Below are 17735 nucleotides of genomic sequence, written 5' to 3'. Positions count from 1 at the left end.
GAAAAAACCATATGTTTAAGTTAGAACGGTTATTACAGGAAGCTGTTGAGGCAAAGGCATCAGATATTCATCTGACCGCAGGGCTTGCTCCTATTTTTAGGATTGAAGGGAATTTAGCAACTACAGAATACCCGCTGCTGGAGAAGGAGGACAGCCAGGCAATACTTGCTATGCTGACAACGGCTGAACAGCTGGAAAAGTTTCGAAGTATTGGAGAATTAGATTTTTCCTATGCTATACCAGGCTTAAGCCGTTTTCGGGTAAATGCTTTCCGGCAGCGCGGTTCTATTGCCGTTGCTATCCGGGTAGTGCCGGAGCAGGTGCCCACATTAGCACAATTAGGTCTTCCTGAGATAGTATCAGCGCTGGCCCGTACGCCGCGCGGGCTGGTACTGATTACCGGCGCAACCGGCAGCGGCAAATCGACAACCTTGGCGGCTATGATTGATTTAATTAACACTGAACGTACTTGCCATATCATAACGATTGAAGATCCGGTTGAGTATCTGCACAGCCATAAAAAGAGTATCATCAGCCAGCGGGAAATTAATACCGATACTATATCCTTCCACAGTGCTCTACGGGCGTCACTCCGGGAGGATCCCGATGTCATCTTGGTTGGTGAGCTGCGTGATGCTGAGACAATTACCACCGCTATTACGGCTGCTGAAACCGGGCATCTGGTTTTGGCTACCTTGCATACCGGCGAAGCCGCACAGGCGGTTGACCGCATTATCGATGTGTTTCCACCGCATCAGCAGCAACAAGTTAGGGCGCAGCTGGCACTTACATTGCAGGGAGTTGTTGCACAACAGCTTTTAAGGCGACGGGATAGTCCTGGAAGGGTAGCCGCCTTGGAGATATTAATCGCTAATTTTGCCGTGCGTAATCTTATTCGGGAAGGAAAAACGCATCAACTGCCCTCTGTTATTCAGACCGGCGGCGGAAAGGGCATGCAGTCCATGGATACATCGTTACGTAATTTATATAGGCAAGGAATAGTATCTTACGAAGAAGCTTTATCCAGAGCCAGCGATGCCGAAAATTTTATTTATTTAACTAATAAGTAGAGAAGCATACCGGGCAGACAGGCCTCTTGCCGTTACCTATTAGGCCGGCAGGCAGTAAAGTTTATCGCAAACAATTTGAGGTGCATCCCTGTGGCAAAGTTTTATCGTTATAAAGCCCGGGACAGAAACGGGCAATTATTGTCAGGCGAGATTATCGCCGAAACCGAAGCGGGAGTGGCTGCCTATATTCGGGATAAGGGGTATTTTGTTACGCAGATAAAAGCGAAAAGTCACCTGGGTTCCATTCAATCGTGGTTATATGTTTTACAACCGGTAACCACCAGGGATTTGGCAGGATTTTGCCGGCAGTTTGCCGCTATGGTAGATGCCGGCTTAACATTATTGGTATGCTTGAATGTGCTTATTGAGCAAACACATAATGCAAAGCTTAAAGCTGCCTTGCGAACTGTTTTTAAAAAGGTCCAGGAGGGGGAGATGCTCTCGCAGGCTATGTGTCGACATGCCCGGATTTTCCCGGAAGTAATGATTAGTATGATCGCAGCCGGTGAAAAAGGCGGAGTGCTTGATAAAATACTAAATCGTTTGGCGATTCACTACGAAAAAGAGCACAAGCTTAAGGAGCGGGTTACCACTGCGACAATTTATCCCGGGTTTGTTGTCGCACTGGCGCTGCTGTGCGGGACTTTTATTTTGATCTATATATTGCCGGTTTTTGCAAAAATGTTTACAGATATGCAGCTTGAACTACCGCTAATAACGCGTATTATCCTGGGTGCCGGCAATTTTATCATTGAAGTTGGGGTATGGCTGGCAGTTGGCCTGTTTCTTACCGGTACTTGCGTGATGCTCGCAACGCATCATTTAAAATACCGGATTATCCTAGACCGGGTATTGCTTTGGCTGCCGGTGTCAGGCCAACTACTGCGTAAGCTGGCTATTGCCCGTTTCAGCCGGACGCTGGCCACGCTCGTACGGGGAGGAGTGCCGCTGATTGCCGCACTTGAAGTAGTAAAGAAGACAGTCGGCAATCTCATAATAGTTCAAGCGATAGACAGTGCCCAAAGCAGTGTTCGCCAAGGCTCCGGGATTGCATCAACTCTGGGTGCCAGTACGGTATTTCCGCCTATGGCGGTACAAATGATTGCTATAGGTGAAGAAACCGGCAATTTGGATAAAATGCTGGAAAAGGTTGCTGATTTTTACGAGAGTGATGTTGATGATCTGGTGAGCCGGTTAAGCAGTATTTTGGAACCTGTTTTGATAAGTATAGTTGGGGTAATGGTTGGCTTTATTGTAGTGTCAATCGTATTGCCTATGTTTGATATTGTTACCAGGATTCCCCAGTAGTCCTAAGGAATGAAAGGAGTGCAGGCTGCCATGTTGACAGGTATTAGCAAAAAGGTCCGGGGGCAGAGGGGCTTTACTTTAGTGGAACTAATGGTTGTAGTTTCTATTATCGGCATTTTAGCCGCAATTGCCGTTCCTAAATTCGCCAGTACAACAGATGCTGCAACTAAAGCCAGGATTCAGGCCGATCTCAGGTCGATAGACAGTGCGATTGCCCAATACTATACTCAAACCGGGTCAGTTCCTACCTCTATTAATTCCTTGGCCGCTTATTTCACCTCAACGCTAACCGAGGGCGACCAAAGTTTCAAATATCAGAACCAGGTCGTTAATTATGATATTTTAGATGGTCGGGCTATAGCTACGATTAATAGCAAAAAATATTATGCCGATTGGACTGAGAAGTAAGTGGCTTTATAACGAATTCGATGATTGGAAAAGGTATTTTTGTCTGTACTAGACAAATTTGGCCATAGAATTCACATAAGGTACAGGGGATTAAATTGGAAAGCATATGTATGGTATTATTTGGCTTTTGTATCGGGAGTTTTCTTAATGTCTGTATTTACCGCCTGCCGAGGAAACAATCCATTATATTACCGGCATCATACTGTCCACAGTGTAATACTTCTCTTAATTTTACCGAATTAATTCCGATAGTAAGTTACCTTTGGCAGGGCGGAAAATGCAGCTATTGTAAGGCTTCTATTTCATCTCGCTACATGGTTGTTGAAATTATAACGGGAATGCTGTTTTTAACGTGCTTTTATTATGCTGCAAGTAATAATTTTATAAAATTGCTTGTCTTCAATTCATTCCTTATGATAATTGCATTTATTGATTATGATCATAAGCTAATTCTGGATAATGTACTGATTTGGTTTTCGATAACAGGGCTTGTAATAAATTTCTATAGTGGCGATTTGCCTCTATTCGAGATGTTATCCGCAGGGATGGCCGGCGGGATTGCATTGCTGCTTATTGCTATACTGACAAAGGGCGGGATGGGGGATGGCGACATTAAGTTTATAGCGGCAGTCGGGCTGTGGTTGGGCTTAAAACTTACTATATTAACATTGTTTCTGGCTTTTATTACCGGCGGGACAGTCAGCTTGCTGTTGCTTGCTGCAAAACGAATAAGCCGTAAAGATTTTATACCCTTTGGGCCGTTTATTGCGATAGGCGCGTTTGTCAGCGCTTTGTGCGGGGAAGTGATCATTCAATGGTATCTACAAAGCTTCCGGTAAAACAGTCTGCCGGCGTCAGGTTACTGCAGCAGGACGGCTTTACGCTTATTGAAATAGTACTGCTTATTAGTATTCTTGGTGTAGCTGCCGCGCTGGCGATACCTAAATTGGGAACATCAATTGCCAGGTATGAGCTTGATAATACAGCCAGGCAATTAATGGCGGATTTGCGCTGGATGCAGCAATTGTCAATTAATACAGGCGAGGGTGTTATACCCCGTATGACATTTTCCTCGAGCGCTCCTTATAGTTATTCTGTTACGGTTAGTGCCCGCAGCCGCAAGACTGTGAAACTTCCAGCGTCAGTTTCAGTGGTTAATTCTTATATTTCCTTTAATACAGGCGGATTGCCGGAAGAACCCGAGCGATTCGGGACTACGGTTACGCTTCATAGTACAAAAATATCCGGTTTAAACCGGAAAATAATAATCGACTCGCGGGGGCGGGTACGAATGGAGTAGTGCATGCTTCAGAGGCTGAAAGCAATGGAAAAACTCAGTGTAAGGAATGGTTTTATTATGGCCGAAGTAGTATTGGCGGTCATGATTACGGGAATAGCCCTGCTGACCATCGCAGGAATTTTCGCTCAAGCCACCCTGGGCAATAAGAATGCTGCTGAGTACACGGCTGCAACAAATTTAGCCCAGAAACAGCTGGAACTATTGAAGCGTAAGCCTCCGAGTTATTGGGAGGACCCGAGTTTGCCGGCTAGACTTGAGTGGCAGGATGCTTCTGAAACATTACCTGTGAATATTAAAGGAGTAGCGTATTATGTAACAACTACCGCCAGCACAAGTGTGGAGGATAGTAATTTGATTGAAACAGTTGTTGTTGTGACGTGGTCTCACAGCGAAAAAATATATAAGGTTGCTTTAACAGCCTTTTATTCAAAAATATAATATATCAGTTTCCGGGAGAGACGCTGGATGAAGAGTATTTTGAACAGGCAAAGCGGTGTCAGTTTGGTGGAACTGGTGATTGCTCTCATGCTTATTGTGCTGTTGTTACCGGCAAGTTTGGGACTTTTAACAACGGCTCTTTCTGCCTGGAAGGCAGGCATAAGCCGGTCGGAAGTGCAACAAACCGCAAGATTTGCTCTTGATAGTATGGTTAGGAATTTACGCTATGGTGACACCTACATGCTGGAAAGTAATAAATCCATTACGTATCGAAATGTAAGACCGGGAAATCAGCAGGATTACATTTACAGGTATAATGTGGGCGCTGATCATAAGCTATATCATAGCGGCGTAACGCCATACTCTACGCCACAGCCGGTAACAGGGGACAATATCAAAGGCGGTAGCAGCATTATTATTAATGCTAACGGTGAACCGTTATTTACGCAGCCTAATGGCACAGACACCAATTATATAATTATTACGATCTATGCAGCCGATACTGCTACCGGGCAAACGTGGGAAACCGCTTCTGCGGTTGTCAGCTTGCCCCGGGTTCTTAGGTGAAGATGAGGTGCTTTAGCCATGCAAGGTTTGTGGAGAGTAAACCAGGAGCAAGGTTCAGCCGGGATATTGGCTCTTATTAATATGGCAGTATTGCTTGTCTTAGGCGGGACGTTTATTACATTAAGTGTAACTGAACTGGATATCAGCAGAGAATATCGTAACGGTATTGCTGCACAGTATTTAGCGGAAGCAGGAGTTCAGTGGGCAATTGTCAAATTAAAGGCTAAGCATGATTATGTGACTGCTTCGGGTGGCAGTTTTAAATCACAGCTTAAAAATGCAGGAACGCCTACAGCAGGTATTTTTGCTGTTGAGATAACCGGCTTATGGAACACGTATAAAATAAAATCGTCCGGCATTGTCGGTGATAGTGAGAAAACAGCGGCAAGACGCCTGGCTGTGTTAGCGGTTACTCCTTTAGGTGTGTATGCCTTTCCCGCGTATTCGGATTCTTCAGTGAATATAAACGATGGCAGCAGAGTATTGCAAGGTTTGGCTTGCAGCAGAGGCCCTGTTACTGCTAAAAATGAGTCTGTCCAAGGAGGGGTGCGTCCCAATCAGAAGAATTTCAACTTCCCGAACAGTACATATATTGACTACAGCGCTTCACCCTCACTGCCGAACCTTATCAGTAGCGGGGAAGCTGTTTCCGGTCTTGCAGGCATATATTATGTGAATGGAGATTTTACTGTTGGCGGTAGTTTAGTGACTGCAGCCAACAGTTTGGCTACCATTTATGCTAATGGCAAAGTTATAATAAATCGTGATGCCCATATTACCGGGAAACTGAGAATTATTTCAGCTAAAGAGATTGAAGTGAACGGTAATATTAATAGTGCTATTTTAATAGCTTGCGGAACCGGCAACTCTTTAATAACCCATTCGGCGAAAATATATGGCAGTATTATATCCAGAGGAAATCTGATTATAGATGGCAGTGTAACCTATGATCAGGAAGTTATCAAGGCATTTGCGCCCTATTTGGGACAACCATTTACCATAAGTGCGTATAACGACAATAATTTTTCGGAGGAAAATTAATGCAAGTTAAAAACTATATGGAAGACCTGGTTTGGGAACGCCTAGACGAAGTAATGGATAATCATAGAACCATATGCAATTGTGAAAAATGCCGTTTTGATGTTGTTGCTCTTGCCCTTAACTTTCTACCGCCGCGGTATACTGTGACGACGCAGGGGGAGACATTCACGAGAATTAAAGCGTTAGAGCAGCAGTTTAATATTGATATTTATACAGCCATTAGTCATGCTGTACAGATTGTTGCCAACCAGCCGCAACATGATGCTACCTGACCTGAGCAGGTATAGAATACGATTAAGTCAATGGCTGAAACAACCGCCCGCCAATATTGTTGGTATTGATATCGGGACAGGCTGTATTAAAGCAGTGGAAATAGCCCTCATCGCCGGTCAGCCTGTACTTAAAGCAGCAGGATTAACTGATTTACCGCCTGGTTTAATAGAAAACGGCTATGTAGCCAAGCCTGCCGAGCTCGCGGCCACAATCAGCAGCTTATTAACAAATAGCGGCATCGTATCCCGCAATGTTGTTGTGGCGGTATCCGGCAGCGCTGTATTTGTGCGGGAGGTAATACTTCCAGCAATGAGTATCAAGGAATTAAAAGAGGCTATAAAATGGGATATGGAAAAGTACATACCCTTTGCGCCCGACAGCTATTATCACGATTTTGCAATAGCCGGGCAAGGAGAAAATGAAACAGAACTGAGGGTTCTGTTGGTGGCTGCGCCACGTAGGCTTGTGGATTCCCTGACTGGCGTTTTAACAGAGGCTGCCTGCCAAACGATCGCAGTTGATATTGAAGCTTTGGCATTATCGAGGACATTATCTGGTTCTGAGGATGCAAATACGGTGATACTTGATATCGGCAAGACTGTATCCCGGGTTATTGTTTTTCAGGAATCAATTCCGGTGATTACCCGGTTTTTGCCTATTGGCGGGCAAAACTTTACCGAGATAATTATGCAGTCATTCACTCTTGAATATACGGAAGCTGAACGTGTAAAGCAGTATCCGGCAGGCCAGTTAAACTCTCCAATTTCTCAGGGAGAAGTTTCTGCTGTAGCCCGCCGCTTTGAAGAACTGGTGACTGAATTTGCCCGGGAAGTGCGGCGCACTCTCGAATATTTACAACTGCAAAACCGAAAAGCCTCAATTGAACGAGTGTATCTTACCGGTGGTGGCACAAAGCTGGAAATTTTACATCAGCATCTTTCAGAACACATTGGCGATATTGTACTCCTGAAGCATAAGCCGCTTGCCGGCATTAGTCTTAGCCAGTCGATAGACAAGCGTTTCTTGCACGACTTTGCACCACAGTTAGCGGTAGCGATTGGACTTGCTATGTACAGAGGCAGTTATGATTACAATTAATTTACTGCCAATATCGCAAAGACCTTGTGGATGGCTTGTGCGGCGAGCAGCAATGCTGCTCATGTTGCCGCTTATACTGCTGTTTTGTGGTCTGGTTATTTACAACAGTTGCAGAATATGGTCGTTAGAAAAGCAAGTTAATACTGTGCGGCAGCAATATGAGCTACTCATGCCAGCTCAGGAAAAAATGCAGTTGGCCGTTGCCAAGCAGAGTATTCTGCAGGAGAAACATACCAGATTAATTAAAATTACGGCAGAACGAAAGCCCTGGAGTGCGATATTGGCTCAGCTCGGAATAGTGACCCCGTCTCAGATATGGTTTACAGAGCTTAAGACAGGTGAGGGAAATGTTTTAATAATAAGAGGTAATACTCGCACATATCCAGACCTGGCAGCCTTTATCTCCATTCTTGAAAAGGATGAGCTGCTGGGCGAACCGATTCTGATAAAAACAGAACAGGATAATAAACAATCATTTACCCATTTTGAATTAACGGTTAAACTCAAGGAGATCTAACTGTGGTGGTATCGAATGCTCAATTAACTGGTAAGCATAAGGCTCTAGCCATCGTGGTAGCCTTCATCGTACTCACAGCCTTGCTCTTTTTGGGAATAATAATGTTGCAACGTGAGCGAATCGTGTTCTTAACCAATCTGTACCAAGCAGAACTTCGGCAGGTAAAAGTAATTGAGGAGTTTGTTCTGAAACATCCTGAGCCAGAACAACATTTGCAGAAGTTGGACCAACGATTAGGCTGGGCAGATGCAAAACTGCCTAATCAGCCGGAGATTGGGGAATTCCTAAAGGAAATGGAGCAACTGGCCAAACTAAGTGGCATAGAACTGACAGGCGTTAAGCCGTTAGGGCCTAAAAATAAAGCCGGGTATAGCGAGATTCCTATTGAGGTTCAATTAAGTGGTTCGTACACCAAGCTCCTTGAGTTTTTGCAGAAGCTTGAGAGCAGCCGGCGATTTAACTCGGTTCTCAATGCGCATATAGAGGCTAGGCAAGAAAAGCTGGAGATAAAACTCTTACTGGTAATATACAGTTATGGTGTCTCAAACGGAGCTGTTCCGCCGCCGTCATCACGCGAGGATTCGTTAAGCAATCATAATCTATTTTTTTAAGAGGTGTTACTAATGTTTAGATTTCTGACAGCCGGTGAATCGCATGGTCCGGCCCTGACTGCCATTATCGAAGGTGTTCCGGCTGGTCTGGTGTTGGATATAGACCAAATTAATGCCGACTTAGCCCGCAGGCAGCAAGGTTTTGGGCGGGGTGGCCGCATGAAGATTGAAAATGACAGAGTGGAGATAATGTCCGGAGTCCGGTTTGGCAATACGCTCGGAAGTCCGCTGACCATGGTAATCTCAAATCGTGACTGGACAAACTGGCAGGATAGAATGTCTGCTTTTGGCCAACCATACGGTGAAAAGGTGACGGCGCCACGACCCGGTCATGCCGATTTGCCGGGTATTTTGAAATATGAGCGGGAGGATATAAGGGATATTCTGGAGCGGGCAAGCGCCCGCGAAACTGCGGCCCGCGTGGCTGTTGGCAGTATCGCCAAACAGCTCTTGTCTGTAGCTGGCATAACGATAACCTCAAAAGTATTAAATATCGGTGGAGCACATACTGAACAAGCCATGATAGACGCCGTGGCCGAAGCAAAGGCGGCTGGAGATTCACTCGGCGGCATATTTGCGATAACAGCTACAGGTTTGGCTGCAGGCTTAGGCAGTCATGTTCAATGGGACAGACGCCTTGATACCTGTCTGGCAGCCGCAGTCATGTCTATTCAAGCAATCAAAGGTGTCGAATTCGGCGCAGGTTTTGCTTACGCCGGCTTACCCGGCAGTAAGGTTCATGACGAAATATACTATGATGACAGCCGGGGCTTTTATCGCCGGACCAATAATGCCGGTGGCATTGAAGGCGGTATAAGTAATGGTGAGGACATTGTACTAAAAGCTGTGATGAAAGCTATTCCGACACTTATGCAGCCGCTTGCTACTGTCAACATCGCTGATAAAGCGGCAGTTAAGGCCAATACCGAACGAAGTGATGTATGTGCCGTATCGGCTGCAGCCGTTGTTGCTGAAGCAATGGTAGCTATAGTATTGGCGCAAGCCTTGCTGGAAAAGTTCGGCGGTGACAGTATCGGCGATTTAAAAAATTCTTTGGAAAGCTACAAGGCACGAATTAATAAATAGCAAAGGATAAGTGTTTTGGAGGAGCTATGGCAGGACAAAGGCTGCAACGCCAACAGCACGGAATTTGGATTATTCCAGGTTGTTGTTTAATAATGCTAATTATATATTTTTTTAGCCTGTCTGGCGTTACTGCCATTTCCAGAAGTTCTCAGGGTAGACTCCCACAGGATAATTCTGCTATTGTGCGACCCTCATCTCAACCCATCCTGCCTCGAGGATACGGGATTCCCGCCACAGTACGGGACGTATTTGCTATTCCAACAGAATTTCGTCCGGTTTTTGCAGCATTGCCAGCTGCAGCACCTGAGAGAAAAAACACAGCAGATATTCTGTCTTCCGGGCAAGCTGCCGAACCACCGGCAATACCACTGGTCTTAGTTGGTATTATAAGCGGTGGCGGACAAAAGGTCGCCATTATTAAGTATGCCGGCGGCAGCCGTTCCTATAGAATTAACGACTTCATCGGACCCTATCAATTAATTGCGATAGAGTCCGCTGCCACTGTGCTTTTGGGGCCAAAAGGGCGAAGCACTTTGCTGTTGGAGTTGGAAAGGTAAAGTATGAGCTGTTTGTTTAAAGCCATGATATTAGCAGCAGGGCTTGTGTTTTTTTCAACGACAGGAGTAGCCGCCGCAAAACCTCAGGTAAACATGCAGGTAATTAACGGTGAAGTCCGCGACGTACTAACTGCTTTGGCCACAATTGGCAAAGTAAATATACTATTGGATGATACAGTAAACGGGACTATTACCATTCAGTTAGAAGATGTTGCCTATGAGTCTGCTGTGGATTTGGTCTGTAAAATGAAAGGACTTACCTATCACCAAGTCGATAATGTTCTTATTGTAGGCATTGCTGATCAAATTGGCAGAGGTTTCGGGTCTGTACATATATTTAAATTACGATTTATCAATCCTGATTCTGTCAAGGATACGATTCTCTCTATTCTCTTTGGTGAAAAGAAGGGGCAGAGAGAAACGACAGTTGAGGGGAGTTCGGGCATAAGAAGCATCAATTCTCAGAAAAACAGTGCTAAAAACAGTGTTACCACTACGCAAGAAGTAACATCTCGAGAGAAATCGACAGAGTTAGATCGTCTGACAATAGACTATGCAACGAATTCATTGATATTATTCGGCACTGTGGCGGAAGCTGAGAAGATTCAGGGACTTCTTAATGAACTCGACATACCCTATCAGCAAGTTTCTTTAGAAGCTGAGGTATTGGCGATAAGTAAAGAAAAAAACAGGGATTTGGGCATTGAATGGTCCTGGGATACAGCTCCGCAATATGCTGAACGAACAATTGACGAGGAGGGCAATGTTACTGTTGCCAGAGCGAAAAACAGCGGGATAATTCAATTTGGGCGTAATCCGGAGGGATACCCGTATGAATTCTATTATCAGGCTAAAATTAATGCTCTTGTGAGTAACGGCGATGCAAAAGTGCTTGCCAAGCCAAAGGTGACCACTATAGATGGGAAACGTGCGCAAATTTTAATTGGTGACCGGATTCCCGTGCTGGTCGATAAGATTCAGGACGGGGCAACAACTACAACCATTGAGTATGTAGACGCCGGGATAAAACTCACCTTTTTGCCGCGGATAAACTCGGCTGATTTTATTACGGTAGATGTGCGGACTGAGGTTAGCAGCGCAACTTTGGTATCTGATATGAAAGCTTACAAAATAACTACCCGTGAAGCGGAAACAACTGTACGGCTTAAAAACGGGCAGACCATGGTCATTGGTGGTTTAATCGGCACAACAGACAACGAGACAAAAAAAGCAGTTCCTTTTTTCAGCGAATTGCCGATGATTGGCGCGCTGTTTAAAAATTTTAGCAAATCCCGTAATGATACTGAAGTCGTTATCTTTCTTACCCCGCGTATTGTTAAGTAACCGGGTACGACTGCTTGCGGAGGAATGTCATGAAAAATATAGTCTTAATAGGTTTTATGGGTACAGGCAAAACCAGTACCGGACGGTTATTGGCGGGACGTCTGAACCGTCCCTTTATTGATGTAGATAAAAAGATTGAGCAGGAGACCGGTCTGGCGATTAGCGATATTTTTCAGCTTTACGGTGAGACGCACTTTCGTCAGTTGGAGCGTGATGCCATCTCGCGGTTAGCACGTTATACCAATACGATTATTGCCACCGGCGGGGGAGTTGTCTTAAAACAGGAAAACATGATCAGGCTAAAAAATACCGGTGTCATAGTTTCACTCACTGCCTCGCTGGACACCATTCTGGAAAGAACCTCCCGCCGTGGTGTAAGGCCGCTGCTTGACTGCGAGGATCGGGCCGAAAGAGTAGCCTGGTTATTTAAGGAGCGTGCCTGCTTATATATGAAAGCTGACTACATTATTGATACCAGTTGTATGTCGCCACATCAGGTGGCCGAAAAAATTATTGTTTTTTTACGGGAAGGGGGGCACTTGCGTGGGCGAAGTCAGTGTTGATTTAGCTCAACACCGTTATACCATCCATATTAATGCCGGCGGAATAAACCGGGCAGGCAGCTTGATGAACGCTCTGCCGCTAGGGAAGAAAGCGCTTATTGTTACAGATGAAAATGTCGGACCGCTTTATGCCGGTACATTAGCAGATAACCTTGTTGCAGCCGGTTATCAACCGGAAGTGCTAACGGTGGCTGCCGGTGAAGCATCCAAATCAATGGATACTGCTAATATTGTATTTACCCAGGCTATTCGTATGGGGCTTGACCGTAAGTCGGCGATTATTGCCTTAGGCGGCGGTGTTGTCGGCGATTTGGCCGGTTTTACAGCTGCTACTTATTTGCGGGGGGTGCCATTTATTCAAGTGCCGACTACCCTCCTGGCACAAGTGGATTCTAGCGTTGGCGGCAAGACGGCTGTTAATCATTCGCTGGGGAAAAATTTAATCGGCTGTTTTTACCAGCCGAGTTTGGTTGTTATTGATCCTGAGGTTTTAAATACATTGCCGGAACGCGAATTAAAAGCCGGTTTGGCGGAAGTTGTTAAATACGGTGTTATTGCGGACCGGAATTTTTTTGCTTACTTAGCCGCAAATGCAGAAGCGTTGCTGAAACGAAGTCCTGCCATTTTAGCCAATGTGATCGAAACATGCTGTCAACTGAAAGCGCAAGTTGTGGCCGAGGACGAGCGGGAAACTTCCCTCAGGATGATATTAAATCTTGGGCATACTATTGGCCATGCTGTTGAAGCTGCCGGTGGTTACTCGGAATACAGCCACGGGGAAGCGGTAGCCATAGGTATGCATGCCGCGGCAATTGTCAGTAGAAAGCTGGATATGTGCGCGCCGGAGGATATGGAAGGGCTGAAAACGCTGCTTGGCAGATTGGGTTTACCGCTAAAAGCGCCCGGGTATCAGCCGGAAGAACTAATGCGTTATCTGGCACGAGATAAGAAAGTTGTTAGCGGTGAGGTTAGCTGGATTCTAATGACCAGTATCGGACAAGTAAAAATAATCCGTGGCGTGCCGGGCGAGGCTGTCATGGCTGCGCTGGCGGAAATTACATAACTGTTATGAACGGAATTGAGTAAACATGGGATGAATCGATGGTAGGTCCGCGTGTCGAACCTGATGGGCAGCTGGGAGGTTGCTGCCCCGGAGGGGGTAAGCGGGCAGTACTATAGAGAATCTCATGTTTTTTGCGTTAATCCCATATGGGGCAGCCGCCACTAACCGTAATAAAAATAGCTAACCCAGGAGGAGAGAGTAATAGCTTGTCGAATAGGAACTGGGTATCAAAAAAATTGGAGGATTGATCAGGTGGCGAGCAAGCAAAAAAAAGCTATTATTCTTGTATCTGTTATTGTACTGGTATTAGTTGGGGTTGTCGGCTACCGAATCTATAGTAATCTGCAGTCCGGCAAAGAACGCGCCGGGCGCGTATCGCAGGGGCAGGTTGTTGCTGTTGAAGTAGCAACTGTAACCAGACGGGATGTTACTCCCCGCCTGATTTTTTCCTCTAGTCTTGAACCTGTATGGAGTGCGGAAATATCGAGTAAAGTTGATGCACGCGTAGATCATCTCACTGTTGATGAAGGAGATACTGTTTCGGCCGGGATGACAATTGCCGTGCTGGATATGGGAGAACTTGCGGCGCAGGTGATTCAGGCCGAAGGCAATCTGTTTCAGGCCAAGGCCAATCTCGAACAGGCCGAGCTTGACTACCGGCGTATGGAATCATTGGCTAAGCAGGGAGCCATATCGGCACAAACACTTGACTCGGCGAGAACGAAGCGGGATCTTGCGCAAGGTCAGGTGAGAGCCGCTGAAGGCGCTTTGGCTTTATACGATAATAAACTTACGGGTGCCACTATTGTATCACCGCGGAGCGGGGTGGTGGTTAAACGGCACCTGCAGGCCGGATTCTATACCAAGGCGGGTGCACCGATTGTTACTTTGGCTGATATTAATACACTGCTGGCTAAAGCTACGGTAGGCGAAGCAGAAATCGCCCAACTGGCAATGGGCGCCAGTGTTAAAATAAGAATTGATGCTCTTGGCAATAAGGAATTCACTGGGACAGTAACCCGCCTGTCACCCATGGCCACAATGCCTTCACGGACTTTTACCGCCGAAATCACAATTCCCAATGAGCAAAACATATTAAAAGCCGGTATGTTCGCAAAGGTTGAGATTCCGGTTCCGGTTCATCCCCAGGCGCTTGTTGTGCCGGAAACGGCGCTGGTTATGAAAGAAGACGTCAAGACAGTCTACGTACTGGCGGACGACAACCGTGTTCAACAAAGGCCACTTAAACTTGGCTATGTCGGTGATGGGTGGGCCGAGGTGCTTGATGGTCTTAAAGATGGTGACCAGATTGTCGTTGCCGGACAAAATAAACTGCGGGACGGTTCGGTAGTTAGACTGGGAGCGCCTGGGGAGGCAACTAAGTAAATGATAGATGTTTTTATAAAGCGGCCGGTATTTACCACCATGTTGGTTATGCTGCTGGTGGTATTCGGCCTCAACGCATATCCTGGCCTTGGTATTGACTTGTATCCTGACGTTGAGTATCCGCTGGTATTGGTAAATGTAAATTATACCGGGGCTTCGCCGGAAGAGATGGAAAGCCTGATCACTAAACCGATTGAAGATGCGGTTAGTTCGGTTGCAGGTATAAAAACACTATCATCCGTGTCACGGGAAGGGGTTTCCCAAACAACCATTGAGTTTGAATTGGGGACAAATCCCAAGATGGCTGCCAATGACGTGCGCGAAAAAGTTGCCGGCGTTCGCAGAAAACTGCCGGATGAAATTGATGAGCCCGTAGTTCAACGATACGATATAACTGCTCAGTCGATTCTAACCTTTAGTCTGGCATCGCCAACGAGATCCAGGGGGGAAATCAGAAAAATCGCTGAGGATGTTGTCAAGGATCAACTCCAGCAACTCGAAGGTGTGGCTGAGGTAAGCGTATACGGCGCCGCCCTAAGAGAAATACAGATATTGGCCGATCCGAGCAAACTTGAGGCCTATGGCCTTGCTTTGCAACAGTTGCTGGACGCTGTTGATGACAATAATGTTAATACGCCGGGCGGCAGAGTTGCCGAACAGGGCATCGAGCTAACAGTCAGAACAATTGGCAAATATAAAAGTGTCGATGATATCAAGAAAATTATTGTATTAAACCAGCAGGGACGTCTGGTCCGGCTGCAGGATGTGGCCAGTGTTAAAGATACCTGGGGCGAGGAGCGCACCTATGCTGCAACCAATGGCGTGCCTAGCGTAATAGTGTCTATTCAGAAACAATCGGGTACCAATACGGTGGGGGTTGCTGAAAAAGTAAAGCAGGCAATGCAGCAAATGGAAAATAATACCTTGCCGCCAGATATTAAAATTACTAAAGTACGGGACAACTCGGCCTATATCAGGGATAGTGTCGAAGATGTAATGGTCTCTATGATTTTTGGCGGATTACTGGCAGTCGCCATTACATTTTTGTTTTTACGCAATACCAGGGCTACCTTAATTGGTGCCATTGCCATTCCGACTTCAGTTATCTCTACCTTCTTTTTGATGAAAGTCATGAATTTTACCCTCAATAATATGTCGCTAATGGGGCTGAGTCTGGCGGTAGGTATTTTAATCGACGATGCTATTGTAATTGTGGAGAATATTTTCCGTCATATGGAACAAGGGAAAAGCCCAATGGATGCGGCGCGCGAAGGTACCAAAGAAATATCCCTGGCAGTTTTGGCTACAACCTTTTCTATTCTTGCCGTATTTGTGCCTGTCGGCAATATGGGCGAGATCATCGGTCAGTTTTTTAAGCAGTTTGGTTTAACGGTTGCATTTGCGGTGGCATTCTCGCTATTTGTAGCCTTTACCCTAACGCCAATGCTGTCAGCTTACTGGCTAAAATCCGGACATGATAAAACTGAACGCCGGTTACGCTTACTGGAGGCTATGCTGGACAAATGGGAGCAAGGTTTTGAGATTCTCCGGCAAACTTACCGTGAGGTGCTTGTCTGGGCGCTTAAACGGCCCAAAAAACTGGTGGCGCTGGCGGTTGTATCTCTGTTTCTTAATGCCCTGCTAATGCCTTTCCTGGGTTCAGAATTTCAGCCAACATACGACTCCGGGGAATTTAACATCAACATGATGGCTCCGGCAGGAACTTCGCTAGAACGAAATAAAGAACTAGTCGCTCAAATTGAAAAGGAAATAATGGCTATACCGGAACTGGAATCTGCGTATTTAGTTGTGGGTACAAACCGCCAGGTATATCGTTCCATGATCGGGGTAAGGCTGGTGGATTCAGGCCAGCGTTCCCGCTCTATGATGCAGATCATGGATTCGCTCAGGATTAAGTTCCGCACTGTTAAAGGTCTCAAGGTATCGGTCTCCAGTGGGCAAAGCCAGGGACGCGGTGATTCCCGGCCTGTCCAGGTTGCATTTCGCGGACCGGAATTAGACGCTCTTAATATGTATGCAAGCACATTGGCTGAGAAAATTAAACAAATCCCCGGAACTACCGACGTGGACATTTCGAGCGAACAGTCAGAACCCGAAGTTCAGGTTAAGTTCGATCCGGCCCGTATGGGCGATGTCGGGCTTGACGCAACCACAGCCGGCAAAGCTATTCAAACTGCATTTTTAGGCTCAACTGCCAAAAACCAGTATAATGTTGCCGACAGCGACTACGATATCCGTGTCCAGCTTAAACAAGAGAACCGTTTGAGCCTGGAAGATGTGGCCAACCTTCGTATCAGCGGCAAAAATGGTTTTGTCCGCATTGGCGATATTGCCGAGGTCAAATTGTCATCCGGACCTACCCAGATCGACCGGGAGGACCGCCAGCGCCAGGTTATTGTATACGCTAACGCAGTGGGCACATCCTCGGGGGAAGTGATTGCCAAGGTCAAAGAGTTAATCCCCGGCCTTAATTTACCTTTGGGGTATACTCATAAGCTGGTCGGTCAGGCCCAAATGATGGAAAACTCATTTAAAGAGATTGCCAAAGCGCTGGTGTTGGCAATCATCCTCATCTATATGGTTTTGGCGGCAGAGTTTGAGAGTTTCATACATCCGCTGACAATCATGCTCTCGTTGCCTTTTTCACTGGTAGGAGCCATTCTCGGTTTACTAATATCCGGCAATACCATTAACATTATGTCACTAATCGGCGTTATCATGCTAATGGGCCTGGTTACCAAGAATGCAATCCTGCTTGTTGATTATACGAATCAACTGCGGGCGCAGGGTATGACTATTATTGAGGCGTTGGTCGAAGCCGGATCAGTTAGACTGCGTCCCATACTGATGACGACCATGGCCATGATTTTCGGCATGTTGCCAATTGCTTTAGGAATTGGCGCAGGGGCGGAACTGCGTGCATCCATGGGGGTAGCGCTTATTGGCGGTTTGATAACCTCTACCTTCCTGACTCTGGTGATCATTCCACTGGTCTATCTTCTTATTGATAAGTTACAAAACTATTTCCGGACAGGCGGCGCCGAGATAGAGGAAAAAAGTCCTGGCATGTAAATGCCAGGACTC

At 46.2% G+C, this 17735-nt stretch carries 19 protein-coding genes; all 19 read left to right on the top strand.

Annotated elements, in window-relative coordinates:
• The first annotated feature begins 11 nt into the window (after nucleotides 1-11).
• A complete protein-coding gene (locus SATMO3_RS19515) occupies nucleotides 12-1070 on the top strand; it encodes a type IV pilus twitching motility protein PilT (RefSeq protein ID WP_371371401.1) in 1059 nt (352 codons plus the stop codon).
• A 90-nt stretch (nucleotides 1071-1160) separates the two neighbouring features.
• Nucleotides 1161-2378 carry a type II secretion system F family protein gene (locus SATMO3_RS19510; RefSeq protein ID WP_371371400.1) on the top strand — a complete coding sequence of 406 codons (1218 nt, stop codon included), beginning with the start codon at nucleotides 1161-1163 and terminating at the stop codon, nucleotides 2376-2378.
• Nucleotides 2379-2408: 30 nt separating this feature from the next.
• Nucleotides 2409-2786: a type II secretion system protein gene (locus SATMO3_RS19505; protein ID WP_371371399.1), complete on the top strand. Its 378-nt coding sequence runs from the start codon at nucleotides 2409-2411 to the stop codon at nucleotides 2784-2786.
• A gap of 110 nt (nucleotides 2787-2896) precedes the next feature.
• Entirely contained in the window at nucleotides 2897-3625 is a 729-nt protein-coding gene (locus SATMO3_RS19500; RefSeq protein ID WP_371381760.1) for an A24 family peptidase, read from the top strand.
• A complete protein-coding gene (locus SATMO3_RS19495; RefSeq protein ID WP_371371398.1) occupies nucleotides 3601-4086 on the top strand; it encodes a Tfp pilus assembly protein FimT/FimU in 486 nt (161 codons plus the stop codon). Before SATMO3_RS19500 ends, SATMO3_RS19495 begins: the two co-directional genes overlap by 25 nt.
• A 24-nt stretch (nucleotides 4087-4110) precedes the next feature.
• Entirely contained in the window at nucleotides 4111-4524 is a 414-nt protein-coding gene (locus SATMO3_RS19490) for a hypothetical protein (protein ID WP_371371397.1), read from the top strand.
• A 27-nt stretch (nucleotides 4525-4551) separates the two neighbouring features.
• Nucleotides 4552-5091, top strand: a complete 540-nt coding sequence (locus SATMO3_RS19485; RefSeq protein ID WP_371371396.1) for a PilW family protein — start codon at nucleotides 4552-4554, stop codon at nucleotides 5089-5091.
• An 18-nt stretch (nucleotides 5092-5109) separates the two neighbouring features.
• Nucleotides 5110-6132 (top strand): hypothetical protein, encoded by a 1023-nt coding sequence (locus tag SATMO3_RS19480; protein WP_371371395.1) that lies wholly within the window; start codon nucleotides 5110-5112, stop codon nucleotides 6130-6132.
• A complete protein-coding gene (locus SATMO3_RS19475) occupies nucleotides 6132-6404 on the top strand; it encodes a late competence development ComFB family protein (RefSeq protein ID WP_371371394.1) in 273 nt (90 codons plus the stop codon). Before SATMO3_RS19480 ends, SATMO3_RS19475 begins: the two co-directional genes overlap by 1 nt.
• Nucleotides 6391-7503, top strand: a complete 1113-nt coding sequence (pilM, locus tag SATMO3_RS19470) for a type IV pilus assembly protein PilM (RefSeq protein ID WP_371371393.1) — start codon at nucleotides 6391-6393, stop codon at nucleotides 7501-7503. The genes SATMO3_RS19475 and pilM overlap by 14 nt, the downstream gene beginning before the upstream one ends.
• Nucleotides 7490-8020 (top strand): PilN domain-containing protein, encoded by a 531-nt coding sequence (locus SATMO3_RS19465; protein ID WP_371371392.1) that lies wholly within the window; start codon nucleotides 7490-7492, stop codon nucleotides 8018-8020. Before pilM ends, SATMO3_RS19465 begins: the two co-directional genes overlap by 14 nt.
• 2 nt (nucleotides 8021-8022) lie before the next feature.
• Entirely contained in the window at nucleotides 8023-8631 is a 609-nt protein-coding gene (locus SATMO3_RS19460) for a type 4a pilus biogenesis protein PilO (protein ID WP_371371391.1), read from the top strand.
• Between the two features lie 12 nt (nucleotides 8632-8643).
• Entirely contained in the window at nucleotides 8644-9717 is a 1074-nt protein-coding gene (locus SATMO3_RS19455) for a chorismate synthase (protein ID WP_371371390.1), read from the top strand.
• A gap of 182 nt (nucleotides 9718-9899) precedes the next feature.
• A complete protein-coding gene (locus tag SATMO3_RS19450; RefSeq protein WP_371371389.1) occupies nucleotides 9900-10274 on the top strand; it encodes a hypothetical protein in 375 nt (124 codons plus the stop codon).
• A 3-nt stretch (nucleotides 10275-10277) separates the two neighbouring features.
• Nucleotides 10278-11618, top strand: a complete 1341-nt coding sequence (locus SATMO3_RS19445) for a type II secretion system protein GspD (RefSeq protein ID WP_371371388.1) — start codon at nucleotides 10278-10280, stop codon at nucleotides 11616-11618.
• Between the two features lie 29 nt (nucleotides 11619-11647).
• Complete coding sequence (locus tag SATMO3_RS19440) at nucleotides 11648-12181, top strand: shikimate kinase (protein WP_371371387.1); 534 nt, start codon at nucleotides 11648-11650, stop codon at nucleotides 12179-12181.
• A complete protein-coding gene (aroB, locus tag SATMO3_RS19435) occupies nucleotides 12162-13244 on the top strand; it encodes a 3-dehydroquinate synthase (protein WP_371371386.1) in 1083 nt (360 codons plus the stop codon). Before SATMO3_RS19440 ends, aroB begins: the two co-directional genes overlap by 20 nt.
• A 252-nt stretch (nucleotides 13245-13496) precedes the next feature.
• Nucleotides 13497-14630 carry an efflux RND transporter periplasmic adaptor subunit gene (locus tag SATMO3_RS19430; protein WP_371371385.1) on the top strand — a complete coding sequence of 378 codons (1134 nt, stop codon included), beginning with the start codon at nucleotides 13497-13499 and terminating at the stop codon, nucleotides 14628-14630.
• The gene (locus SATMO3_RS19425) at nucleotides 14631-17723 is read left to right on the top strand and encodes an efflux RND transporter permease subunit (protein WP_371371384.1); all 3093 of its coding nucleotides are present in this window, start codon (nucleotides 14631-14633) and stop codon (nucleotides 17721-17723) included. It abuts the gene before it with no gap.
• The last annotated feature ends 12 nt before the right edge of the window (nucleotides 17724-17735 follow it).

The organism is Sporomusa aerivorans (assembly GCF_041428895.1).
In the GTDB taxonomy this organism is placed as follows: domain Bacteria; phylum Bacillota; class Negativicutes; order Sporomusales; family Sporomusaceae; genus Sporomusa; species Sporomusa aerivorans.
The sequence above is the reverse complement of the archived record's forward strand: the minus strand, read 5'-3'. Positions and strand labels throughout refer to the sequence as shown.